The organism is Mariluticola halotolerans (genome assembly GCF_021611515.1).
Lineage (GTDB): Bacteria > Pseudomonadota > Alphaproteobacteria > Rhizobiales > Devosiaceae > Mariluticola > Mariluticola halotolerans.
On sequence record NZ_CP090960.1, the window covers coordinates 2,558,252 to 2,580,789 of the forward strand.

The 22,538-nt window shown below is 58.8% G+C and carries 23 protein-coding genes; 5 read left to right on the top strand and 18 right to left on the bottom strand.

Annotated elements, in window-relative coordinates; translation table 11 throughout:
• Positions 1–120 precede the first annotated feature (120 nt).
• The 4 genes from L1P08_RS12190 to L1P08_RS12205 are packed head-to-tail and all read left to right on the top strand — an operon-like array spanning position 121 to position 3,807.
• Positions 121–786: a TetR/AcrR family transcriptional regulator gene (locus L1P08_RS12190; RefSeq protein ID WP_303617280.1), complete on the top strand. Its 666-nt coding sequence runs from the start codon at positions 121–123 to the stop codon at positions 784–786.
• On the top strand, positions 783–1,733 hold the full coding sequence (locus tag L1P08_RS12195) for an HlyD family secretion protein (protein WP_303617281.1): 951 nt from the start codon (positions 783–785) through the stop codon (positions 1,731–1,733). The genes L1P08_RS12190 and L1P08_RS12195 overlap by 4 nt, the downstream gene beginning before the upstream one ends.
• The gene (locus L1P08_RS12200; protein ID WP_303617282.1) at positions 1,730–2,677 is read left to right on the top strand and encodes an ABC transporter ATP-binding protein; all 948 of its coding nucleotides are present in this window, start codon (positions 1,730–1,732) and stop codon (positions 2,675–2,677) included. The genes L1P08_RS12195 and L1P08_RS12200 overlap by 4 nt, the downstream gene beginning before the upstream one ends.
• On the top strand, positions 2,674–3,807 hold the full coding sequence (locus tag L1P08_RS12205; RefSeq protein WP_303617283.1) for an ABC transporter permease: 1,134 nt from the start codon (positions 2,674–2,676) through the stop codon (positions 3,805–3,807). The genes L1P08_RS12200 and L1P08_RS12205 overlap by 4 nt, the downstream gene beginning before the upstream one ends.
• A 36-nt stretch (positions 3,808–3,843) precedes the next feature.
• On the opposite strand, the gene L1P08_RS12210 is transcribed toward L1P08_RS12205, so the two are convergent.
• The 13 genes from L1P08_RS12210 to L1P08_RS12270 form a co-directional block, all read right to left on the bottom strand.
• Entirely contained in the window at positions 3,844–5,127 is a 1,284-nt protein-coding gene (locus L1P08_RS12210) for a branched-chain amino acid ABC transporter permease (protein ID WP_303617284.1), read from the bottom strand.
• Positions 5,124–6,128, bottom strand: a complete 1,005-nt coding sequence (locus L1P08_RS12215) for a branched-chain amino acid ABC transporter permease (protein WP_303617285.1) — start codon at positions 6,126–6,128, stop codon at positions 5,124–5,126. Before L1P08_RS12215 ends, L1P08_RS12210 begins: the two co-directional genes overlap by 4 nt.
• 5 nt (positions 6,129–6,133) lie before the next feature.
• Positions 6,134–6,838: an ABC transporter ATP-binding protein gene (locus L1P08_RS12220; RefSeq protein ID WP_303617286.1), complete on the bottom strand. Its 705-nt coding sequence runs from the start codon at positions 6,836–6,838 to the stop codon at positions 6,134–6,136.
• Positions 6,838–7,620, bottom strand: coding sequence for an ABC transporter ATP-binding protein (locus L1P08_RS12225; RefSeq protein WP_303617287.1), 783 nt, complete (start codon positions 7,618–7,620; stop codon positions 6,838–6,840). Before L1P08_RS12225 ends, L1P08_RS12220 begins: the two co-directional genes overlap by 1 nt.
• A gap of 96 nt (positions 7,621–7,716) precedes the next feature.
• Positions 7,717–8,076 (bottom strand): methylglyoxal synthase, encoded by a 360-nt coding sequence (locus L1P08_RS12230; protein ID WP_303617288.1) that lies wholly within the window; start codon positions 8,074–8,076, stop codon positions 7,717–7,719.
• 75 nt (positions 8,077–8,151) lie between these two features.
• A complete protein-coding gene (locus tag L1P08_RS12235) occupies positions 8,152–8,853 on the bottom strand; it encodes a helix-turn-helix transcriptional regulator (protein ID WP_303617289.1) in 702 nt (233 codons plus the stop codon).
• 223 nt (positions 8,854–9,076) lie between these two features.
• Positions 9,077–9,556: a hypothetical protein gene (locus tag L1P08_RS12240; RefSeq protein ID WP_303617290.1), complete on the bottom strand. Its 480-nt coding sequence runs from the start codon at positions 9,554–9,556 to the stop codon at positions 9,077–9,079.
• Between the two features lie 363 nt (positions 9,557–9,919).
• Positions 9,920–12,403: a methyl-accepting chemotaxis protein gene (locus tag L1P08_RS12245; protein ID WP_303617291.1), complete on the bottom strand. Its 2,484-nt coding sequence runs from the start codon at positions 12,401–12,403 to the stop codon at positions 9,920–9,922.
• A 227-nt stretch (positions 12,404–12,630) separates the two neighbouring features.
• A complete protein-coding gene (locus L1P08_RS12250; RefSeq protein ID WP_303617292.1) occupies positions 12,631–13,020 on the bottom strand; it encodes a response regulator in 390 nt (129 codons plus the stop codon).
• A gap of 94 nt (positions 13,021–13,114) precedes the next feature.
• Positions 13,115–14,161, bottom strand: coding sequence for a protein-glutamate methylesterase/protein-glutamine glutaminase (locus L1P08_RS12255; protein WP_303617293.1), 1,047 nt, complete (start codon positions 14,159–14,161; stop codon positions 13,115–13,117).
• Positions 14,158–15,018, bottom strand: a complete 861-nt coding sequence (locus L1P08_RS12260; RefSeq protein ID WP_303617294.1) for a CheR family methyltransferase — start codon at positions 15,016–15,018, stop codon at positions 14,158–14,160. The genes L1P08_RS12255 and L1P08_RS12260 overlap by 4 nt, the downstream gene beginning before the upstream one ends.
• Before the next feature lie 97 nt (positions 15,019–15,115).
• Entirely contained in the window at positions 15,116–16,654 is a 1,539-nt protein-coding gene (locus L1P08_RS12265; protein WP_303617295.1) for a methyl-accepting chemotaxis protein, read from the bottom strand.
• Positions 16,655–16,808: 154 nt separating this feature from the next.
• Complete coding sequence (locus L1P08_RS12270; RefSeq protein WP_303617296.1) at positions 16,809–17,399, bottom strand: chemotaxis protein CheD; 591 nt, start codon at positions 17,397–17,399, stop codon at positions 16,809–16,811.
• Positions 17,400–17,555: 156 nt separating this feature from the next.
• On the opposite strand from L1P08_RS12270, the gene L1P08_RS12275 reads away from it, so the two are divergent.
• Entirely contained in the window at positions 17,556–17,909 is a 354-nt protein-coding gene (locus L1P08_RS12275) for a hypothetical protein (protein ID WP_303617297.1), read from the top strand.
• Positions 17,910–17,983: 74 nt separating this feature from the next.
• Here the strand turns inward: L1P08_RS12275 and L1P08_RS12280 are convergent, their stop codons facing one another.
• The 5 genes from L1P08_RS12280 to L1P08_RS12300 form a co-directional block, all read right to left on the bottom strand.
• Entirely contained in the window at positions 17,984–18,469 is a 486-nt protein-coding gene (locus tag L1P08_RS12280; protein ID WP_303617298.1) for a chemotaxis protein CheW, read from the bottom strand.
• Positions 18,470–18,493: 24 nt separating this feature from the next.
• Complete coding sequence (locus L1P08_RS12285) at positions 18,494–20,599, bottom strand: chemotaxis protein CheA (RefSeq protein ID WP_303617299.1); 2,106 nt, start codon at positions 20,597–20,599, stop codon at positions 18,494–18,496.
• A gap of 30 nt (positions 20,600–20,629) precedes the next feature.
• Positions 20,630–20,998, bottom strand: a complete 369-nt coding sequence (locus L1P08_RS12290) for a response regulator (RefSeq protein WP_303617300.1) — start codon at positions 20,996–20,998, stop codon at positions 20,630–20,632.
• The gene (locus L1P08_RS12295; RefSeq protein WP_303617301.1) at positions 20,998–21,288 is read right to left on the bottom strand and encodes an STAS domain-containing protein; all 291 of its coding nucleotides are present in this window, start codon (positions 21,286–21,288) and stop codon (positions 20,998–21,000) included. Before L1P08_RS12295 ends, L1P08_RS12290 begins: the two co-directional genes overlap by 1 nt.
• 98 nt (positions 21,289–21,386) lie before the next feature.
• On the bottom strand, positions 21,387–22,424 hold the full coding sequence (locus tag L1P08_RS12300) for a 3-hydroxyisobutyryl-CoA hydrolase (RefSeq protein ID WP_303617302.1): 1,038 nt from the start codon (positions 22,422–22,424) through the stop codon (positions 21,387–21,389).
• Positions 22,425–22,538: the final 114 nt, after the last annotated feature.

The window sequence follows — 22,538 nt, forward strand, 5'->3', positions numbered from 1 at the left end:
TGGTGCTGTCATTCGTGCGGTGTAGCGTCCTGCTGGCACCGCATGGACGAGATTTCGGAATTCGAAAAATCTTGCAAATAACTGACTGGTCATTTATTAAAGTACGAAACGGAGTTTTGCATGAACAATCAGGTTGCCAAAAAAGGGGCGCGCCGCGTGCCCAAGTTCAGGCGGCGCGCCGAGGCGCGGCCTGACGAAGTGCTCGATGCGGCGCTGGAATTGTTTATCGACAAGGGCTTTTCCGCCACCCGGGTTGAGGACGTGGCCAAGCGGGCGGGCATCTCCAAGGGATCGGTCTATCTCTATTTCCCATCGAAAGAGGCCCTGCTTGAGGGGTTGGTGCGGCGTGCGGTTGCGCCGGTTGCGGACAATGTTTTGGGCATTCTGTCCGGATTTGAGGGGGATCCGCGCCCGGCCATTGAGGCAGCGCTATGCCTGCTGGCCGAGCGGATGAACGATCCCAAACTGTTTGCCGTGCCCAAGGTGGTCATGCGTGAGGCGGTTGTTGCACCCGCAATTGCCGAAATGTATCGCCATGAGGTGCTGGACCGGGCGATCCCCATGGTTGCCGGATTGATCGAACAGGGTGTTGCCGATGGTTATCTGCGCCCGGTTGATCCGGAGCTGACGGTGCGTTCCGTTGTCGGGCCGATACTGACCCACATGCTTTTGGCTGAAGTGTTCGGCATCGTCCCGCCGGGCGGCATCGATATGAAAGCGCTGATCAACAATCACCTCTCGATCCTTTTCGATGGCCTTAGCCTGCAAAAGGGAGAAGCGCCATGAGCGATGTTCTGGGCTGGATGACGGGGATCTTGGCGCTGGTCCTGCCGGGTTTCGGGGTGGAGGCCGTGCCGCAATATAACGGCTATATCGAAGCTGATTATGTTTATGCCGCGCCGGCCGGCACGGGCCGGATCGCCACGCTTCCCGCAATCGAGGGGCGTGAAGTTGCGGCGGGAAGTTTGCTGTTCTCGCTTGAATCGGACAATCAGGCCGCAGCCTTGCGCGCGGCGGAAGCGCGCGAGGCGGTGGCCGAGGCGACCTGGCGCAATCTGGAAACCGGCAGCCGGCAACAGGAAATCGATGTGATCCGGGCCGAACTGGCAAAGGCGCTGGCCGACCAGAGCCTTGCGGTTTCGACATTGGAGCGGTCGCGCAAACTGAACGCGGCGGGGGTGAGCTCCACGGCAAAGCTGGACAGCGACCAGGCGGCACTGGAAAGCGCCAATGCGCAGGTGGCGCAGTTGAAGGCGCAATTGGCCGTGGCGGAATTGCCCGCGCGTGACGCGCAACTGGTGGGCGCCAGGGCCAGCCTTGATGCGGCCCGGGCTGATGCGGACCGGGCGCGCGCGGATCTCGCAGACCGATTGGCCTTTGCGCCGACAGATGGGCTTGTGGAGCGGATTTATTACAAGACGGGTGAAGTGGTGGCCGCCGGCGCGCCGGTGGTGTCGCTACTGCCACCGGGGGAATTAAAGGCGCGCTTCTTCATCCCTGAACCCGACCGGATGCGCTTTAACCTTGGCGATGTTCTGGCGGTTGAATGCGATGGGTGCCCGGCCGGGCTGCGGGCCGAGCTGACCTATATGGCGTCCGATCCCCAGCATACGCCGCCGATCATTTACAGCCGCGATGAGCGGGCGCGGCTGGTGTTCATGGCCGAGGCGCAAATCATCGGGGACAGCCGGCTTCTGCCCGGCCAGCCGGTCACCCTGACGGTGCCGGAATGAACACCGAAGCTCCCGTCATTCAGGTGACCGGGCTGACCAAGAGTTTTGGCGACAAGCGGGTGGTCGATGATTTCGACATGGTGGTGCCGCGCGGGGCGATTTATGGATTTCTCGGCCCGAATGGTTCGGGCAAGACCACAACCATTCGCATGATGTGCGGCCTCCTCACCCCCGACGCCGGCACCGGACAATGCCTTGGGTTCGACATTCATACCGAGGCGGCCAAAATCAAGGCGCAGGTTGGGTATATGACGCAGAAATTCTCGCTTTATGAGGATTTGTCGATCCGCGAAAATCTCGATTTCATGGCGCGGATGTATCAGCTGGACCGGCGGCGCGAACGGGTCGATACGGCGCTTGAGAATCTGGGCCTTGGCGACCGGCAAAAGCAATTGGCCGGCACCTTGTCCGGCGGCTGGAAGCAGCGATTGGCATTGGCCGCCTGTTTGTTGCACGAACCCAAACTATTGCTTCTGGACGAGCCGACCGCCGGTGTTGACCCCAAGGCGCGGCGCGATTTCTGGGACGAGATCCGGCAGCTGTCGGCAGCGGGGGTCACCGTTCTTGTCTCCACCCATTACATGGATGAGGCGGTGCAATGCGATTTCATCGCTTATATCGCCTATGGCAAGAAATTGATCGATGGGCCTTCGGCGCAAATTCCGGCGATGATTGGCCTCCACACCTGGCGCGTTGACGGGCCGGAACTTGGCAAGCTTGAAGCGGAATTGCGCGCGACAAAAGGCATTGCGCAGGTGGCCCGGTTCGGGGCGGTGTTGCATGTCTCGGGTACCGACGCGAAGAAATTGCGGGCCATCGCCGAAGCGCACCAAGCGGACAAACGCTATCACTGGAGTGAGAAAAAGGCCGAGCTGGAAGAAGCGTTTATTTACCTGATGACGGGGGCGGAGGATAATTTCGCGCCGGGGAAGGTGGTGTCATGAGCGGGTTTTCCTGGGCCCGGTTTACCGCCGTGTTGTTTAAGGAATTCATCCAGATGCGGCGCGACCGCGTCACCTTCGCCATGATGATCGGTTTGCCGATCATGCAGCTTTTACTGTTCGGTTTTGCGATTAATTCCGATCCCAAACACCTGCCGACACTGGTGGAAATGGCCGATAATGGTCCGGTGGCGCGGGCGCTTTTGTCGGGCATGCAGAATTCGGGCTATTTTGATTTTCAGGGTGTGGTCACCGGCCGGGCGGCGGGGGATGAGGCCTTGCGCAATGGCGCGGCCAATTTTGTCGTCGTCATTCCCCCCGATTTCGAGCGCGATATTATTCGCGGGTTGAACCCCAGCATATTGATTGCCGCGGATGCTTCCGATCCGACAGCAATGACGGGGGCCGTGAGTGCCATGAACGGTATTGTTGAGGTGGCGATTGCCGAAAGCTTGACCGGGCCGCTGGCGCGGGCCCGGGGTGTGCCGCCGCCCTTCTCGGTTGTGGTGCATCGCCAGTTCAATCCCGAGGGGCGGACTGCGACCAATATTGTGCCGGGCCTGCTGGCGATCATCATGTCGATGACCATGGTGTTGATCACGGCGGTGGCGATTGTGCGGGAATCGGAAAAAGGCACGATGGAAACCCTGCTCGCCACACCGGTACGTCCCGGCGAGGTGATGCTGGGTAAAATCCTGCCCTATGTGATTGTCGGTTATGTGCAGACCGTGGTTTTTCTGGCGGCGGCCAAACTGTTGTTTGCGGTGCCATTCGAGGGCGACCCGCTGGCGTTTTTTGTCGGGTTCAATCTTTATATTGTGGCCAATCTGGCGCTGGGGTTTCTGATCTCCACTTTGGCGCGCAACCAGATGCAGGCGATGCAGATTTCGTTCTTTTCCATCCTGCCCACGGTGCTTTTGTCCGGGTTCATGTTCCCGTTTGCGGGCATGCCCGGCTGGGCGCAGGCCATTGGCACGGCCATTCCGGCAACGCATTTTCTGCGCCTGGTGCGCAAGGTCATGCTGAAGGGGGCGGGGCTTGGCGATATTGGCGGCGATATGCTGGGGATCATTGTGATCATGGTGGTGATCACGGTCATTGCCATGCTGCGCTATCGCCAGACGCTGGATTGATCTGGCCGGGATGCGGACATCCCGGCCATTTGAAAATCAACCGCGTTTGATCACTTCCGGGATCAGGCCCTTGGGCGCGTAGCGCAGGGCCAGCGTGATCACGAGACCCAGCACCAGAACGCGCATCTGGGATGAGCGCGACTGGATATCGGGGATGGCGCCCCAGCCCAGATCGGTCGACCAGTTGCTCAGGGTCGAGAACACAGCCTGTGCCACCGGATCGGAAATCATCCAGGTCAGATAGATCAGCAGGCCGCCAAAAATCGCGCCCCAGTTATTGCCCGCGCCGCCCACAATCAGCATCACCCAGATGAGGAAAGTGTGGTTGATCGGCTGGTAGGAGCCGGGGTCATAAATCTGGGAGAACGAGACCAGCATGGCCCCGCCAATCGCCATCAGCACCGACCCGAAGATGAAAATCTCAAGCTGGCGCGCGGTGACGTTTTTGCCCATGGAACCGGCGGCAATGTAATTGTCGCGAATGGCCCGCATCATCCGGCCCCAGGGGCCGGCATAGGCGCGTTGCACCAGAAAGAAGATCAGCGCCAAAACCACAACGACCACAGCCATAAAGCCCAGCCGGGAATAGATGAAGGATTGCGAAATCGCCATGCCGTCGGCCTGCAGGTCCTGGGGCAGGGGCACCGGCCAGGGAATGGGCGAGACGGTCAGCGTGCCGCGGGTCAGCCAGTCCATGTTCTTTAACAGCGCCCGGACGATCTCGGAAATACCGATAGTGGCAATCGCCAGATAGTCGGTGCGCAGCCCAAGGCATATCCGCCCGATAATATAGGCAATGCCAGCGGCCAGCAGGCCGCCAAAGGCCCAGCCAAGCACCGGATGCAAGCCAAGCCCGCCAACCCAGCCGGCTTCTGTTTCCTCAATATAGGCAGCGGCGGGATCGATCTGGCTGCGATAAATAATATAGGCAGCGATCCAGGCGATGACCGTCAGCACGGCCTGCCAGCGACCCTTGATGCCGATACGGTGGGCAAAGCGGGCCCCAACCACAAGGGCGGCACCAATGAGAAAGGCCAGCAGGGCCTTGCCCAGCATCATCGGCCCGTCAGAGGCCCAGAATTCGCCATTGACCGGGTAGGAGACAAAGGTCACGGCAAAGCCGCCGACCATGAGAAAACCCATAATGCCGAAATTGAACAGCCCGCCATAGCCCCACTGGATATTGAGGCCGAGGGCGATCAGGGCATAGGCAAAGGATTGCACCAGCAGCAGCGAAATATTCGCCGGTCCCAGCACGGTGCCAACACCGAAAAACAGCACCACGAGCAGCGCGTAAAGAATAAGGGCCCGGCGGATCATGACGAGGCTCCTTTAAAGATACCTGTGGGGCGGACCAGCAGCGTGATCACCAGAATGACGAAGGCCACGGTCAGTTTGTATTCGGTGGGGACGATGGCCAGATTGGTGGGCAGTTCCACCCATTCCGGCATGATGGGTTTGAGCGGGCGCAACAGGATGGCCCAATTGAACACCGCGCACATTTCAGCAAATCCGATCAGGAACCCCCCGGCAATTGCGCCATAGGCCTGCCCCAGCCCGCCAACAATGGCAGCAGCAAACAGCGGCAAGACGATATTGAAAGCCAGATCGGGTTTCAGCGTTACATCAAGCGCCAGCATGGTGCCGGCGAGGCAGGCCAGCGAACCGGCGATGACCCATGTAACCCGTACCACCAGTTTGGTGTTGATGCCCGAAACCTGGGCCAGATCGGCATTGTCGGCCATGGCGCGCATGGCCTTGCCAAGGCGCGAGCGGGTCAAAAACAGGTGCAGTGCCAACACGGCGAGCACCGTCACCACAATCATCAGCACTTGCGGCTGGGTGAAATTGATGGTCCGCGTGGCATCAAAAATTGGTACCGCGACCCGGTAGAGCACTTTGGGTTGCAGGTCGTAAAAGCTGTAGGTGCCGGTGCCAAAGATCAGCCGGATCAGACCCTGAATGATCAGGGTAACGCCGATTGAGCCGATCAGCAGCGTAACCGGTTTGGCCCCCCGCGCCCTTAAGGGGGCATAGAATATCTTGTCGATGCCGAGCGCCAGCCCGGCGGTGATCACCATGGCGGCGGGCAATACGATAATTGCCATGGGTATGGGGGCGACAATGCCAAGCGCGGTCATCAGGGCCGCCAGTACAAAGGTGACGAAGGCCCCCATGGTCATCATGTCGCCATGGGCGAAATGGGCAAACCGCAAAATGCCGAACACCAGGGTGATGCCGATGCCGCCCAGCGCATAGACCGAACCGAGCACGAGGCCGGAGACAACAACATTGTTGATAAAGAAGATGATTTCGTTCATGGCCGCTAACCCCCGAGAAAACTTTTGGCAACTTCCGGATCGTCCAGAAGCTCGCGGCCTGTGCCGGTAAATGAATTCTGCCCCGAGGCCAGTACAAAACCCCTGGTGGCAAAGCCGAGCGCCTGCTTGGCGTTCTGTTCAACCATCAAAATGCCCACGCCTGAAGCGTTGACCTTGACGATCTGCTCGAAGATTTCGAGCACATAGCGCGGGCTGAGACCGGCAGAAGGTTCATCGAGCAAAAGCAGTTTCGGCTGGCTCATCAGGGCGCGGCCCATGGCCACCATCTGGCGCTGTCCGCCGGAGAGTTCACCGGCCGGTTGCCGCCGCTTCTCCTTGAGGGGCGGGAACATGTCATAGACATAATCGAGCGTTGCCGAGAAATCATCGGTGCGGATAAACGCGCCCATTTCCAGGTTCTCGTGCACGCTCATTGAGGTGAAGACATTCTTTTCCTGCGGCACAAAGCTTAAACCCATGGGCACCAGCAGGTCGGGCTGGGCATTGGTGATGTCGCGCCCGTCAAATGTCACTGTGCCCGAGGTGACCTGCAACAGGCCGAAAATGGCTTTAAGGGTGGTTGATTTGCCGGCCCCGTTCGGCCCCACAATCACGCCGATATCGGTGATGTCGATTTCCATGTCGACGCCATTGAGAATGGGGGCGCCGCCATAGCCGCCGACGATTTTTTCAAGTTTGATCAAGGCCATCATGCCACCTCAGGCGCCGCGCCAAAATAGGCTTCGATGATCTCGGGGTTCTGGCGGATTTCCGCCATCGGCCCCTGGGCAATCACCTGACCGGCGGCCATGACGATGACCGGGTCGCAAAGCCGCCCGATCAGATCCATGTCGTGTTCGATAACAAAGAAGGTATAGCCCAGCTCCTGGTTCATGCGTTCGATATTGCTGGCGAGATCCTGCAACAGGGTTCGGTTGACGCCTGCGGCCACCTCATCGAGCAGTACCACCTTGGCATCGACCATCATGGTGCGGCCCAGCTCCAGCAGCTTTTTCTGGCCGCCCGAGAGATTGCCGGCCAGTTCGTTGCGCACATGGCCGAGTTTGAGGAAATCGATAACGTCATTGGCCTTCTGCCGAACGGCCAGATCCGCTCTGGCCACCATGCCGGGGCGGGTCCATGTCTTGAGAAGGCTTTCTCCCGGCTGGTCGCCGGGTACCATCATCAGGTTTTCCAGCGCCGTCATATGGGAGAATTCATGGGCGATCTGGAAGGTGCGCAGCATGCCCCGGTCGAACAATTGGTGCGGCTTGAGGCCGGTCACATCCTGTCCATCGAAAATCACCTGTCCGGCATCCGGCACCAGCGTGCCCGCCACCATGTTGAACAGTGTCGATTTGCCCGCGCCATTGGGCCCGATCAATCCGGTAATGGACCCCCGTGCGACTTTGAGCGAACAATCGGAGACTGCATAAAGTCCCCCAAAATGTTTGGTGACGCCCCTGACGTCAATAATCGCGTCGAATGACACCCGTCTCTGCCCCGTCTTTATTCTTGTTAACTGGCGTTTGCGCCTTTGGCCGCATCTGTTCACATGCGGCGGCGGCGGTCAATATTGACCAAAGGATCAAAAGGCCGCGAGAACCGCATCGGCTGTGGAACGATTGCAGGCAAATGGCACATCATAGAGCGTTGCCAGCCGGGTGAGCGCCTTCACATCGACATCATGGGGCAGGGCCGTCAGCGGGTCGATAAAGAAGATACAGGCGTCGAGTTCGCCCTCGACAATCATTGCGCCCAATTGGGCATCGCCACCCAGGGGACCGCTTTTGAGCAGGGTGATTTCAAGCCCGCTGGCCTCGACAATGCGGCCGCCAGTTGTGCCGGTGGCAAACAGTTTATGGGTGCCCAGCACTTTTTGGTGCAGCATCACCCAATCCACCAGATCCTGTTTTTTCTTGTCGTGTGCGACCAGACCGATCCGCATATAAGCGCACTCCCCCGAAAACCTCAGTCCGTTGAACCATGCCGGGGGTGATTTGCCAAGTAAACATCCATGCGGTCAGCAGGGGCGGTTTTCCTCATGCTCGTAGAGGGTTGAGATATAATGCTCGTAACTGAGCGCCGGCCCGGTTTCGAAATGGGTGTCGAGCGGGGTTGCCTCGGTGATCCGGTCGAGACGGAAATTGCGATAGTTCTGACGCAATTCACACCAGCCGAGCACCGTCCAGCGGTCGCCCCAGCCGATAATGGCCAGGGGCCAGATCACCCGTTCCGAGACAACGCCGTCCTTGTCGCCATAGTGAATTTGCAGCTTGATGTAATGGGTTGCCGCATTGCGCAATGTGGTGTGCAGATCAGAGAGGCTGCGGCTGCGCGCGGTCACCGGCATGCGGTAGGGCAGTTTTTCCAGCGCACGTTTTATTTCATCGGGCAGCACCGCGCGGATCCGCCGTTCGGCCCCTTGAGCGGCGGTGGCGAGTTCCACATCGGTTGCCGCGCGCACCATGGCGAGGCCCAGCACCAGGGACATGGCTTCCTCGGCACTGAACATGAGCGGGGGCAGATGGGAGCCGGGCCGCAAGCGATAGCCAACACCCGCCTCACCTTCAACAGCAACGCCGGACGCCACCAGCGCATCCATGTCGCGATAAATCGTGCGCTCGGAGACCTCGAGCACTTCCGACAATGTGCGCGCGGTCACCGCCGTGCGCCGCCCGCTCATCAAGGTCACCAGTTCAAAAAGGCGCTGGCTCTTGCCCATTTTGATTTCCCCTGTCGCCGGTTCGGGCCGGGCATGACGGCTTTTTCAGCTGCCCATACCCTACCAAAACATGATGCGCCTTTCCTTAGACGCGATCAATGTCAGGACGTGTCAGTAGGGTTGATGCGGGCGGGTTTTGAGTATCAAGCGAACCGATCAATATCGCAAACTGCTTTCGGTTCCTACCGAAGTGAGGAATGAAGAAGCTACTCTGTCAAATTTTTTATGACTGTTCTTCTGTTGGGGTTTGCTCGGGCTGGCGAGGCTGGCCGTACAAATCTGCAGTATCGACGTCGGTGAAAGCAGCTTGCTGATTCAAAACGTCACCCGAGGCTAGCCACTCCAAATTTTGGTTGCCAACATATTGGGGGAACTCATTATCAGGAATAAACAGCGTAATTCGGTGAAAAGAGCAACCTCTGAACACGCATTCTCGGAATACATAGCCGCTAAAATTGGAAACATTCATGTCCATACGCACGGCTTCCAGACGGCCACCCTTGATATCGTGAATGGTGGTGCCAAATGCAAGAATGATATTGGCAGGTCCAACAATCTCGCAATTCATAAAATTCTTTTTTTCGATTGCGGGGCGCGAAGGCAATACAAAGTCGTTCAAGAAAATTCGTTCGTTCGAGAATGTCTCGTCTAGCGGGTTTACGGCTGGGTGTGACCTTCTAGAAATCACGTCGAGATTGGTCATATGCCACTTCCTTCTCGCCCAGCTTACTATTAAAAACGAAATGCTGCTGAACAACATTCCCCCGAAACCTGCGACAACCCAAGATGCGGGGGCGTATTGTTCGAATCCAGACATGGCTCCGACCGCCCATGCGGGCAGCGCGAAGCTGCTTGCTGCGCCGATGACTAGCACAATAAGCGACCAACCCCATTCGACCCCGGATAGCAGCCGGCTGATGTGACCCCAAAATCTCATAACGAATTATCTTGCCCCAACTGCGGTCTCAAATCGAGTCATTTGGATACCCTCCACACAGCTTGAAGCGATGGATATATAAGGTATTGGGTGGCTAACAGCTGAATGTTTATAGTTGTGGTTACAAACTCAGAAATCCCGCCAGTCCGGTTTGAGCGCGGTATTGCCACGGGTTTGGAGGTTTGCTGTCTCTGGCCGTTCCTGTCGGAAGGCGGTGGCGTCGGCATGAGATGCCGGGCTGGCTTCTGCGGTGTGGAGACGGAAAATCTGGATAATCCGGTCCAGTTCCGCTGCCTGGGCTTCGGTTTTTTCGATGGCGGCATTGGTTTGCTGCACCAATGCTGCATTGTGCCGGGTCATTTCGTCCATTTCCCGCACGACCGCATTGATATCGTCAATAGCGCCGGCCTGTGCCTTGGCGTCGTCGGCCATGCCGGTCATCAGGGTTGTGCTCTCTTCGATGCCGGCAAGCATGCTCGCCAGTTTGCCGGCGGATTCGGCGACAAGGGCGGAACCGTTTTTGACCTCGCCAACGCTTTGCTCGATCAAGACCTTGACCTCGTCGGAGGCGGTGGCGGCGGATTGCGCGAGGCGGCGCACTTCCTGCGCGACGACGGCGAAGCCCTTTCCGGCGTCCCCGGCGCGCGCGGCTTCCACGGAGGCATTGAGGGCGAGAAGATTGGTCTGGAAGGCGATATCGTCAATCATGCCGATAATATTGGAAATCCGGGCGCTGGACGCACTGATCTCGGCCATGGCCGCGTTGGCCCGCTCCATGACCTCGCCGCTTTGGCGGGCCGTCTGGCTGACCGCCTGCGATTTGGTGCTGGCAATATCGGCCTGCCCGGCACTGTGGCGCACGGTGTCGGCCAGTTCGGCCATCGCGCCTGAGGTTTGCACAATCGTTGCTGCCTGCTTGCCGGTCCGTTCGGAAAGATCGCTGGCGCCGGTGAGAATTTCGGTCGTGGCCGTTTTCAACGTGCCCGAGGTGTCGCGCAACTGGCCGACGATTTCGGTCAGCTTGTCGGCCACTGCATTGGTGTCGTTTTTGAGTTTTGCAAATGCGCCGTCATAGTCGCCCGCGACACGGCGGGTCAGATCGGTTTCGGCAAGGGCGGCGAGCACGTGGCCCGTTTCGCCAATGCCGCGATCAACGGTTGCCACCAGATTGTTGATCGAGCCGGCAAGGCTGTTGAGTTCGGGGTCGGGAAATTCCACATCGACCCGCCGTGAAAAATCACCGGCCACGGCCGCATCGACAACCTCGCCAAAGGCCTGTTGTAGGGCCTGCATCATCAGGGTGTCTTCTTCACGGCGCCGGGCCGCCGCGTCCCGTTCTGCCGCGTCGGTTGAATGATGCCGGATGCCGGTTTCACGGAAGCTTTCGAAGGCGCGGGCAATGTTGCCGAATTCGTCACCACGCCGTGCACCGCGCACCTCGACATCCAGATCTCCGGCGGCCAGCCCGGTTATCGCGTCATTGAGCCAGGCGAGGGGTTTTGTGATGGTGCGGGTCAGCAACAGGCTCAGGAGGGCTGCGAGCACTGCCAGCCCCAGTCCGGTAAGGATCAGGTTGTTGCGTATCGCAATGAGCGGGGCCAAAGCTTCATTCTCGTCCATCAGGGTGACAATGGCCCAGTGCTGCCCTGAAAACGCAAACGGGACCGCCGCGACCAGACTTTTCATACCGCGATAATCTGCAGCGGTGCCCAGCGCTGAGGTGCCGGCGAGAGCGCTGGCGACGGCGGGATTGTTGAGGGTGACCGCCAGCATGTCATTGTCATCGGTGAAACCGGAATCATTGCGCAGTTTGAAATCGGTGCTGACCATCAGGGTTTCGCCGGTCTCCCCCAATCCGTTGCGGTCGGCCAGAAGGCTGTTGATCCGGGCAATGGGCAGGCGCACGGCAAGAACCCCGATGATTTCACCGGCATCGAATACGGGGGCAGCCATAAAACCGGCGGACAGCCCGAGAACCACTTCATAGGCGGCAAAATCGGCAAGGGTTACGGTGTCGGGGGCGCTGGCCGCGCGCGCGGCGCGGTAGGCTTCTCCAAGGGCTGTATCCCACCAGGGTTCGCCACTTTCAGCGAAATTGGTGGCGAAATCGGCGTGTTTATAAACCGAATAGACGAGCTGGCCCTCGGGATTGAACAGGTAGAGATCGTCATAGGCCCGGGTCCGGGCCAGCCGCAAAAAGGCGGGATGCTGCGCGGCGTGGGTCTGGTCATAGGCATCGTTTTCGCCGGAGGTTGCAAGCATTTGGCGCTGATCGGCGGGATGGGGATTGTCCTCGAGATAACGCTTTTGCAAGGCGCGGGTGGCATCAGTCCCAAGGGCCGCCCAGCCGCCATCGAATGCGCTCACCGCATCAGCGGTCGTTGCCATGCCTGCAAGGATCATCAGGTCCTGGCTGACATTGGTCAGAATGTCGTTGAGCCCGGACGCTTTCTGCGCGGCGATGGTCTCCAGGTGCTCAAAGCTTCGGGTGGTGAGGGTGTCGGCCATCTGGCGATAGGCGGCGGTGCCCATGCCAGCACAAATCAGCACGGCACCGATGATCAGCGTCAGGGGCAGTTTGCGCGCGAGGCGGACCGATGCGAAATTGATCATGCGAACCGTATTCTCCCTCGACCGCGCCCGGCTCGTGCCCGGGTGCAGCTGAAATGCGCGACAACGCCCTTGATTCGGCACAGGAATCGCCAGCATTGCCCATCGGGACGACACTAGTCGCGCAGGCGTAAATCTTTCTTAAACATGATATTTAATGTCACTAAAGCAACGAAGCCGCCGGCTTTTGCGGGCGGCTTGCGTTCAGTTTTTTCAAAAACCGGCAGCGTCTAGGACAGCGCGCCGATAACCGCTTCGATGCGTTTTTTCATTGTGCCGGCATCAAAGGGTTTGATGATGTAATTATTGACGCCACATGCGATGGCTTCCTTGACCTGTTCCTTGTCGGAACGGCCCGTGGCCATGATGAAGGGCAGGGCGGCGGTGCGCGGATGTTTGCGCAAGACCTTGAGCAGGGTCAGCCCGTCAATATCGTCCATGTTCCAGTCGGATATGATCAGGTCAAAGCTGGCTTTTTCCAGCTTGGTCAGCGCATCCCGGCCGCTTTTGGCCTCTATGATATCCTTGAACCCGAGCTGGGTCAGAATATACTTACAAATTCCGCGCATTGATTGCTGGTCGTCTACGATCAAGACACTGAGTGCACTGGCTTTAGGCATTTTACTCTTTTACTCCCCACGCCACGCAGGGTCCAAGTCCAAAGTTAGGGACCGAACCTAGGTAAAATCCGTTACTTTTCTCTCAATCGCCATTTCAGGCGGCCGATTTCATTTTAGAGAGCGCGTGCGCCAGTTTGCTGGCAATCGCTTCAATGGGGGCCTGTTCGCAAACGGCACCCTCCTCAAAGGCCACACGGGGCATGCCATAAACGAGGGCTGAGTTTTCGGACTGGCCCACCGTATAGGCACCGGCGGCGCGCATCAGTTTCAATCCACGGGCACCGTCACGGCCCATGCCGGTGAGAATCGCGCCAACGGCCATGGGGCCGATGGTCTTGGCGACGGATTCAAACAAAGCGTCAACACTTGGCCGATGGCCCGAGATTTCGGTGTCGTCCATAAGCCGGCATTTCAATTGTCCCGAACTGCGTTCCACGCGCAGGTGCTGGCCGCCCTTGGCGATATAGGCATGGCCCCGCTGCAAGGGCATGCGGTCTGCAGCCTCGACTACCTTGAGAGCCGAGAGATCGTTGAGCCGCTGGGCGAAGCGGCTGGTAAAGCCTGCGGGCATGTGCTGGGCGATCACGATGGGCGGGCAGTCCATGGGCATATTGGCGAGCACTTCGCGAATGGCCTCAACTCCGCCGGTGGAGGCCCCCAGCGCAATCAGCGCCCCATCGGGGGCAGCGGCGGTGGTAACGTGAACGGCCGGTGCGGGGGCGCGCATGCCCCGGGACCGGGCGGCACTTGCGGCGGCGGCATGCACTTTTTCGCACACCTCAGCGCCAAAGGCGTCAATGCCACCGGCAAGATCGTGGCTCGGTTTGGCAACAAAATCGACAGCACCTAGTTCAAGCGCCAGCAGGGTTTCCTGGGCGCCCTGCTGGGTCAGGGTCGATACCATGACCACGGGCATGGGCCGCAACCGCATCAGCTTGTCGAGAAAGGCCAGCCCGTTCATGTTCGGCATTTCAATATCAAGGGTCAGCACATCGGGATTGAGCTGCTTGATCTTCTCGCGCGCCTCGATCGGGTCCTTTGCGGTGCCCACCACCTGGATTTTTGCGTCCTTGCCCAGCGAGCGGGTCAGCACATCCCGAATTAGCGCGGAATCGTCGACCACCAATACTTTGACTGTCATGCTGCGTCTCGCTTCTTGCCTGCAATAGTTGATTGATAAATTGTTTTGCCGACCAGGGTGAAGGGGCCGCTGCCAGCGGCTATATTTTCCGAATGGCCGATATAAAGCATGGCACCGGGGGCCAGCATTTCGCCAAGGCGTGAAAACAATTGTGCCTGGGTTGGCTTGTCAAAATAGATTGCCACATTGCGGCAGAAAATCGCGTCAAACGGCCCGCGCATCGGCCAGGCTTCGTTGAGGTTCAGTGGCTTGAAAAACACCAGATTGCGAATGGCCTCGGGCACACGGATCTTGCCGTCACCGGTGCGTTCGAACAGGCGGGCCCGTTCAGCACTCAGCCCGTTCAATTCAGATTCCGGATAAATCCCGGTTGCTGCCTTGGCCAGTACATTTGTGTCGATATCGGTTGCCAGAATCTTGAAATCCCAGCGCTTGAGCTCTGGATAGGCATGCATCAGCGCGGCGGCAATGGTGTAGGGTTCTTGCCCTGTCGAACAGCCAGCCGACCAGATGCGTAGCCGCCGGGCGTTGACGCCCATATTCTGCTTTTCGGCAATCTGCCGGCCGATATAGTCCAGCAGGTGATCAAAGTGATGATCTTCACGGTAAAACCGGGTCAGGTTGGTGGTCAGCGCATTGACGAAATTCTGCTCATCGGCAGTGGTTGCCCCGCCGCGTTCGAGAAAGTCGACATAGGCATCAAAGCTGGGCAGGCGCAATGCGCGGATGACCTTGCTCAATCTGGAAACCACAAGGGTCCGCTTTGCATCGCTGAGAGAAATACCGGCGACCTTGTAAACGCGTCCCTGAATGCGCGCGAACTCGCGATCGCTCAGGGGGTATTCGCCGTTGTCCATATGCCCTCACTCCAAACTCGATATCTGCCGGTGGGGAAGAACAACTGATCTATGCCGTTGCGCTTGGTGCCGACACAAACCACTGCGGCCGGTCCGGTCAACGCTCAGCTATATTCAGTTCCTCTGCCTCAAAAGTCCGGTCAGCGTCCCCCGCCATGTTGGCTACATCGGTCTCAAAACGCGCGAGGCCAGTGCTGCCAGTGTCAAGGCTGTCCGCAACTATGCCGGTCTCATTACTTATATTCAGTAAATGTTCCTCAAGCCCCGAGATCAGTCCGGCCAGGGTTTCCACCTGGGCGGCGCTGTCACCGGATCCGGCATGGCCACGCTTGGCCAGATCCCTGATTTCCTTGGCAGATTTTGATGTGGAGGCCGCAAGTGTGCGCACCTCGTCGGCCACTACGGCAAAGCCGGCCCCCATGTCACCTGCGCGGGCGGCCTCGATGGCGGCGTTCAGCGCCAGGAGATTGGTGCGGAAGGAGACATCCTCGATGGCGGCAATCATGCTTTCAATCTGGGCGGTCAGGCCGCCGACCGCGCCAATGGCTTCGGCGGTGCGTCTGGCGGTGTCGCCAGCCTCGCCTGCCAGCATCTGCGCGTCGCGGCTGATTTCGGCAACCTTGCGGGCCGTTGTGCGGCTGGTGTTGAGGGTCGTACCAACCTCAATCGCCCCGGCCTGGGCCTTTTGCGCCATCTGGCCGATCCGGCTGATCGTTGCCCGATGGGCGTCCACAAGCCTTGCGATTTCACCCAGTTTGCGTTCCAGCCCGGCGCGGCGTTCCGCTTCGTCAGCCCGGGCATGGGCCAGGCCCGAAAAGGCGTCGTGAACCGAGCGCACCTGAAGGCTCAGCCCGGCATTGACGGCGGGCATGTTGCTTTCGCCGGTCGCGCCATTTTGCACAATGCCGTCTATCGCCTGCATGCTGCGGTCGACCAGTTCAAGCCCGGCATTCAGTTCTTCAAGGGCCGGGAACAGACTGGTCTGTCCGGGGGGGAAACGGAAATCTGTCTGCCCGGATGCCAGGGCGTCGGTATAGGCGGTCAGATGGCTGCGGCCCACGATCAGGCCGGCGCGGGAAAAGCCTGCGGCGAACCGGTCACCGCCAAGGGGCACAAAGCCGCCATCATAGGGCCGGGCATTAAGGGTTACCCGCTGCTGGCTGACCCCATCCATTGGTGGCGATTTATAGGTGTCGCCGAAAACCGCGTGCAGGTTTGCGCCGGGTGCTATTTCAGGATCAAGAGCGGTCAGCCCCGCGCTCACGAACAGTACATCGCCATGATTATCGGCGATCAATGCGGGCAGGTTGAGGCTGGCAAAGGCGGTTTTGAAGCCGGCGGCCCGTTCCAGCCGCAGGCAAAGGCTGGCGATCATTGCCTTGACGAATTCGGTCTCGCCCTGATGCACGCTTGCTGTAATTCCCAGCGCATCGCCAAGTTCGGACAGGGTCTTGCGGGCCTTGCGGTCGGCCTGGTGTCCGACCAGCAAAAGCCCCAGACTGGCCATCAGCCAGATGCCGGCCGCCACGCCGATGCCCGCCGGGGTGAGGCCCAATGCGGCTATCGCCCCGAGGCTTGCCCCGAATACCGCAAGCGCGCACAGGCTGCCGCCGAGCGCTAGTGTGACCCGGCGCATGACAAATATCCCGGCAAAATTGCAAAGGACGAAATTAACATGTCGTTAGCTTAAAGAGAGAATGGTTAACCAAACCTCTCCAGCGCGGCTTGTGCGCAAGATTTTGCTAACCAGACCCTGCCATATCGCGCGCAAGCTTTTGGCGCGAGGGATGCTAGAACAATTCGATATCGTCGTGTGCGGGCACCGAGACCTTTTGTACGCCGGCAATGGCGATTTCTTCGCGTACAAGGTTGGCACCGGTTGCGCTGTCGAGCCGTTTGACGAACACGCGGCCGGAGGAGGGTTTAAACAATACCCGTCGCGCGAAGGCACCGCCCACGTCCTGGGCGGAGGATTTATAACCCTCTGCCTTCAGGAATTCGCGAATGAATTCAATATTCTGGGCGCCGATATCATTGAGGGAGGCATTGATATTGCCGCCGCCGAAAACCTTGATGTCGAGATTGGCCTTGTTGCCGCTGCCTTTACTGAGAACCGTATTGATCAGTTTTTCCATGGCAAATGCGCCGTATCGCGCGGATGCGCCATATCTGTCTTTTGCTGCGCCTGATTGTTCGGCGAGCAGAAAGTGGTTCATGCCACCTACCCCGGTGGAGACGTCACGAATGCAGGCGCTGATGCAGGATCCCAATACGGTTGAAAAGGTGACATCAATTGCGCTGGAAACATGACAGTCGCCCTGATGAATTGTCGTCACAACGCCGCGGTCGAATTCTGGCGGTAACGAGTCTTGCGATGCCATCCGCAACCCCTAAATACAAACTCTGGACTTAAACCTAGTGAGAGAAACGTTAGGGAATTGCTAACCACGCCTCAAATCATCAACTAATTCACGCAGGCGCAAAGTCACGTTTACTATTTTTCGCGTAAAGTAGCTTTCGAACGTCAGGGAAGACATATGTCGCTTGAAAGACTAGCCAAAGAACTCGAAGAAACCGCCCGCCAGACATCGGTTATGGTTGAAGGGATAACAGACGCATTGGCCGTTCTCGCTGAATCGAGAGCGGATGCGGATGCCACCCGGGAACTTGTGGCTCAAAAGATTATTGTTGCTCTTCAGGGGCAGGACCGTATCGAGCAGCGCTGCCGGAACATGGCGGAGGCTGTGCGGCATCTTGTTGCCTCTGACAGAAACATTGATCATGCGCGTTTCGACGAAATCTGGGCGCATCTGGCGCTTGACGAACTGGCGGTGCCCGAACTCTCGGGCATAGCGGGACGAACCCAGAGCGGTGAGGTTGATCTGTTCTGAGCGGATCCGGTCTGTGTCATCAAAAAAAGCGCCGGCGAGGACCGGCGCTTTTTTGTTTGTTCTGCTGGCAGGGATCAGGTTTCGATCTGTGCGCCGGCGACAACAGCATGCAGGTCGATCAGGCCAACCATCTGGCCATCATGGGTGATGATGCCGGAAAGCAGATCGGTATCGATAGAATTGCCTTCAGGGACATTGTGAATGTCATCTTTTGAAATCGTCAGAATGTCGCTAACCGCATCAACGAGAATGCCGACCCATTTTTCGCCCACGGACATGACCACGACCACATGGGTCTTGGTGGGGGAGGTCTGACCGTCGCCGAAGCGGGCGCGCAGGTCAAAGATCGGGACAATCGTGCCGCGCAGGTTGATCACGCCGACAACGAATTCGCGGGTATTGGGCAGGGGGGTTGCCCCGTTCCAGGCCCGGATTTCGCGGACAGTGGTGATTTCCACGCCATAAATCTGTTCGCCGATCGAGAAAGCGATCAGCTGCAGGCTTCTGGTCTCGGCGGCGTGGCCGTCATCGACTTCATTGTTTATTTCAAGCGCTTCCATGATTCCTCGCTTTCAACCCGGCGGTTACGCCGCGTTCCTATGGGTGGTGGCCGTACGCAGGCCCTGAACATCCACGATGAGGGCGACATTGCCATCGCCCAGAATGGTGCCGCCGGCAATGCCGTCAATGCGTTCGAAATTCTCTTCGAGGCTTTTGATCACCACTTGCTGCTGGCCAATAATGTTGTCGACAATCAGCGCAATCTTGACTGAACCTTCTGCTTCGCAAAGCACAGCGAACCGGTTTTTTTCCTCGATATCGGTATGCATTTCGAACCGGGTCGCCAGGTCCACGACCTGCACATATTCGCCCCGGACCTGCAGCACACGACCGCCGGTCGGCATATGGCCGAAATCGGCCCGCGCGCATTGCATGGTCTCCACGATCGAGGAGAGCGGGATGACATAGGGGCAGCCGCCCACGGTTACCAGCATGACATCGAGCACGGCGAGCGTCAGGGGCAGGCGCAGGGTCATGCGCGTGCCGGCCCCGGGCCAGGAGCGCACATGCACCGAACCACCGATCTTCTTGATATTGGAGAGCACCACATCCATGCCCACGCCACGGCCCGAAATATCGGAAACCTCGTCTGCCGTTGAAAAACCGGGGGCGAAGATCAGGTTGTCGATCTGTTCCTCGGTCATTTGCTGATCCGGGCCGACAACGCCGCGATCGCGGGCGATCTGGAGCACGCGTTCGCGATTGATCCCGGCCCCGTCATCCTCAACGATGATCAGGATATTGCCGCCGGCCTGTTCAGCGGAAAGACGGATAACACCGGTCTCGGGCTTGCGCCCGGCGGTGCGTTTTTCTGGCGATTCGATGCCGTGATCGGCAGAATTGCGGATCATGTGGGTGAGGGGATCGGATAATTGCTCGATCACCGTCTTGTCGATTTCGGTGTTCTCGCCGACCATTTCGAGGCGGATTTTCTTGTTTGTCTTGCCCGCCAGTTCGCGGACCAGGCGCGGCATGCGCGAGAAGACGGATTTGACCGGCTGGGCGCGGATGGCCATCACCGAATCCTGCAGGCCGCGGGTGGTCTGGGCCAGCACTTCAAGGCCGCGCACCAGTTCCTGATAATGGACCTTGAGATTGTCATCCATTTGCTGGGTCAGCATGGACTGGGTGATCACCAGTTCGCCGACCATGTTGACGACGCGATCCACCTTGTCGAGATCGACGCGAATCGATTGCACGCCCACGGGGGCGGCGTTCTTGGCGTCACCCGCCTCGCTTGTGGTCTGGGCCGGGGCTTCGGCAGGCTTGGCCACCGGTTTGATCTCATTGGCGAGGTCGGCAAAGCTTGGCAGGTCGTCGTCATCAAGATCAAAGCCGGCATCGGCGGCGGGGGGTGCCTCGGACACGGTCTTGCGGGTGATCTTGATATCGCAATCACCATCAACGAATTCGAACACATCGCGTACGCTCTGCTCGGTCACGTCCGCGCCGGGCACCAGAATTTCCCAGCCGCAATAAACGCCGAAAGGCTCAAAATCGCTGAGTGCGGGGATCTCCTTGAGGATCACCTTGATTTCCACGTCACCCAGTTCGGCCAGTTCACGCAGCAGCAAAAGCGGGTCGTTGGCGCGGGCATAGAGATCGCGATAGGGGGTGAATTCAACCAGCCAGCCCTCGGTCTCGCTGGCGGTGTCAGCCTCCAGATTGACGGCGACGGGGGTGAAATCGATATCGAATTCCTCCATCGGCTCCCCGTCTTCTTCCAGTTCCTCATCGCTTTTCGAGCCATTGCACAAAGCGACGAAACGCGCCTTTTCCTCAGCGCCATAATCGGATGCGAGCTCTTCGCCAGCCCGCGCCGCGGCGACGAAATCGGCGACGATATCGTTTGCCCGGATGCACAGCGCCGCCACTTCGTCGCTCATCTCCACCTTGCCATTGCGGACAAAGTCGAGAAGCGTCTCGAATTCATGGGCGAAGCCCACAAGGCCGGTAAAGCCGAAGGCGCCCGCGCCACCCTTTACCGAATGAATCGCCCGGAACACGGCATTGAGCCGGTCCGCATTGCGGTCACCTTCCTCGATCGCGGTGAACTGCTCCTCAAGCTCGTTCAAAAGCTCGGAACATTCATCGAAATAGGTGGCCTTGAATTCGTCGAGTTCACTCATGTGGGCTGCATTCGATTTTCGATTGCGGGATTAATGGACGACGCGCCGGATGACGCTGATCAGTTTTTCCGGGTCAAACGGTTTGACAATCCAGCCCGTGCCCCCAGCCTCGCGGCCAAGATCGCGTTTTTCCTGGCTGGTTTCAGTGGTCAGAATGAGAATGGGCAGGCTCTGGTGCTGGCCCGAGGCCCGAACGTTCTTGATGAATTCAATGCCGTCCATCACCGGCATATTGATGTCGGTGATCACCACATCAACGGTTTCGGTGTTCAGCACTTCAAGTCCCTTTTGGCCATCCTCGGCCTGCAAAACCTCAAAACCGGCACCTGACAATGTGTGGTGCAGCATGGCCAGAATGGTTCGGGAATCGTCAACGGTCAGTACACGCATTCTTCGCATTATCCTTTCAGAATTGGCGCAAAGCTTTCGCCCAAGCCAAGTCGTGCAATTGCAGCAGTCATGGGGTCGCTGAGATTTAAGACATAAAAACTGGAATCATTGCGCCTGGCGGATTCAGCGGCGCTCATGAGCATAAGCAATGCATTTGTGGCGACGCGTTCGACGGCGGAGGCGTCTACCTCAACCGGTCCGTGATCGATGGCTTCAATCAATTGATCGCGCACCGTGTCGATAGCATCCAGATCGACAATCGCTGGCAAGGCCAATGATTGCGCGGCTACGTCGCTCATTTGATGCACTACCCCCATTAATATGGGTGGGAGTTTGTCATCACAGTGGTTTACGAATTGCTAATGCCCACCGCAACTTGCACATGCAAATGCCATATTCACAGGGATTGACCAAGTACAGCGTCAATGGCCGCCCCGTCGACTTCAGCGATTGTTGCCGGTTGCCATTGCGCATTTTTGTCCTTGTCGACGAGAACCGCCCGCACCCCTTCTGCGAAGTCGGGACGGCGCACCATCCAGCGGGCGAGGGCGAGGTCATTGGCCAGCACGTCGGTGATTGTGCCTTTGCGGGCAGCGATCTGGCCGCGCACAATCACCTCAAGACTGGTGGGGCAGCGTGACGTCAACACCGCCAGAAAAGCGGCGGCGGCACTGTCATCGCTTTCGGCCAGACCTTGCAGAATGGCGGCGGCATCCGCTTGCTTAAAGATGGTTTCATGGGCGTCGGCATTGGCAATAAAGCCGGCCGTGCCGGCATGGATACCATGGGCCTGCATGACATTGGTGATCGAGGTGGCCACATCGCCCTCTGCAATGGCGGTGACCAGCATGTCGCGAACCTCAGCCATGGCCCCTTGCGGGATTACGCAATCAGTCAACCCCAGACCCAGGGCGTCTGCTGCGGGCACAATCGTGCCGGACATCAAAAAGGCCAGGGCCCGGTGCAGCGGCGCCCTGGCCAGAATGGCGTTGACGCCCACATCACAGAAAAAGCCGATGGCGCTTTCCGGCATGGCAAACCGGGACTGGTCGGTTGCAATGCGAAAACGGGCATGACCGGCAAGGCCGATGCCGCCCCCCATCACCACGCCGTCGGTGAGGGCCACAACCGGCTTCCGGGCGGCAGCGATGGCTCCGTTGAGCGCATATTCCGCTGCAAAGAACCGGTCTGCGGCGGCAAGTTCGTCCTCAAGGGCTGCCTGGCGCACGGCGCGCACATCGCCGCCGGCACAAAAGCCGCGTGTGCCCATGCCCTCGAATATAATTGCCGCAATTGTGTCGTCAGCGCTGAAATCGTCAAAAGCGCTGGCAATGGCCGTGATCATGTCCATGTCGAGGGCGTTGATGGCGGCGGGCCGGTTCAGTGTAATGAAACCGGTATTGCCGGTGCGCGTGCTCAGAACGGTTTGTGACATGCAAGGCTCCTCTTTCCCTTGCCTCCTTCGTGCCAGTTTGCGGTTGATAGCGCAATATTGCGCGTTCCCGTTTCCATTGCTCGTGGGGAGTGCTAGGGACAGGCAGTTTCAACC

What these genes read in the sequence shown, in the direction of transcription:
- L1P08_RS12200 (WP_303617282.1), top strand. Translation starts at nt 1,730, where the DNA reads ATGAACACCGAAGCTCCCGTCATTCAGGTGACCGGGCTGACCAAGAGT.
- L1P08_RS12215 (WP_303617285.1), bottom strand. Translation starts at nt 6,128, where the DNA reads ATGAACGAAATCATCTTCTTTATCAACAATGTTGTTGTCTCCGGCCTC.
- L1P08_RS12230 (WP_303617288.1), bottom strand. Translation starts at nt 8,076, where the DNA reads ATGCGGATCGGTCTGGTCGCACACGACAAGAAAAAACAGGATCTGGTG.
- L1P08_RS12240 (WP_303617290.1), bottom strand. Translation starts at nt 9,556, where the DNA reads ATGACCAATCTCGACGTGATTTCTAGAAGGTCACACCCAGCCGTAAAC.
- L1P08_RS12285 (WP_303617299.1), bottom strand. Translation starts at nt 20,599, where the DNA reads ATGAGTGAACTCGACGAATTCAAGGCCACCTATTTCGATGAATGTTCC.
- L1P08_RS12190 (WP_303617280.1), top strand. Translation starts at nt 121, where the DNA reads ATGAACAATCAGGTTGCCAAAAAAGGGGCGCGCCGCGTGCCCAAGTTC.
- L1P08_RS12270 (WP_303617296.1), bottom strand. Translation starts at nt 17,399, where the DNA reads ATGGCATCGCAAGACTCGTTACCGCCAGAATTCGACCGCGGCGTTGTG.
- L1P08_RS12235 (WP_303617289.1), bottom strand. Translation starts at nt 8,853, where the DNA reads ATGGGCAAGAGCCAGCGCCTTTTTGAACTGGTGACCTTGATGAGCGGG.
- L1P08_RS12275 (WP_303617297.1), top strand. Translation starts at nt 17,556, where the DNA reads ATGTCGCTTGAAAGACTAGCCAAAGAACTCGAAGAAACCGCCCGCCAG.
- L1P08_RS12260 (WP_303617294.1), bottom strand. Translation starts at nt 15,018, where the DNA reads ATGGACAACGGCGAATACCCCCTGAGCGATCGCGAGTTCGCGCGCATT.
- L1P08_RS12300 (WP_303617302.1), bottom strand. Translation starts at nt 22,424, where the DNA reads ATGTCACAAACCGTTCTGAGCACGCGCACCGGCAATACCGGTTTCATT.
- L1P08_RS12290 (WP_303617300.1), bottom strand. Translation starts at nt 20,998, where the DNA reads ATGCGAAGAATGCGTGTACTGACCGTTGACGATTCCCGAACCATTCTG.
- L1P08_RS12255 (WP_303617293.1), bottom strand. Translation starts at nt 14,161, where the DNA reads ATGACAGTCAAAGTATTGGTGGTCGACGATTCCGCGCTAATTCGGGAT.
- L1P08_RS12265 (WP_303617295.1), bottom strand. Translation starts at nt 16,654, where the DNA reads ATGCGCCGGGTCACACTAGCGCTCGGCGGCAGCCTGTGCGCGCTTGCG.
- L1P08_RS12210 (WP_303617284.1), bottom strand. Translation starts at nt 5,127, where the DNA reads ATGATCCGCCGGGCCCTTATTCTTTACGCGCTGCTCGTGGTGCTGTTT.
- L1P08_RS12280 (WP_303617298.1), bottom strand. Translation starts at nt 18,469, where the DNA reads ATGGAAGCGCTTGAAATAAACAATGAAGTCGATGACGGCCACGCCGCC.
- L1P08_RS12195 (WP_303617281.1), top strand. Translation starts at nt 783, where the DNA reads ATGAGCGATGTTCTGGGCTGGATGACGGGGATCTTGGCGCTGGTCCTG.
- L1P08_RS12295 (WP_303617301.1), bottom strand. Translation starts at nt 21,288, where the DNA reads ATGAGCGACGTAGCCGCGCAATCATTGGCCTTGCCAGCGATTGTCGAT.
- L1P08_RS12250 (WP_303617292.1), bottom strand. Translation starts at nt 13,020, where the DNA reads ATGCCTAAAGCCAGTGCACTCAGTGTCTTGATCGTAGACGACCAGCAA.
- L1P08_RS12220 (WP_303617286.1), bottom strand. Translation starts at nt 6,838, where the DNA reads ATGGCCTTGATCAAACTTGAAAAAATCGTCGGCGGCTATGGCGGCGCC.
- L1P08_RS12205 (WP_303617283.1), top strand. Translation starts at nt 2,674, where the DNA reads ATGAGCGGGTTTTCCTGGGCCCGGTTTACCGCCGTGTTGTTTAAGGAA.
- L1P08_RS12245 (WP_303617291.1), bottom strand. Translation starts at nt 12,403, where the DNA reads ATGATCAATTTCGCATCGGTCCGCCTCGCGCGCAAACTGCCCCTGACG.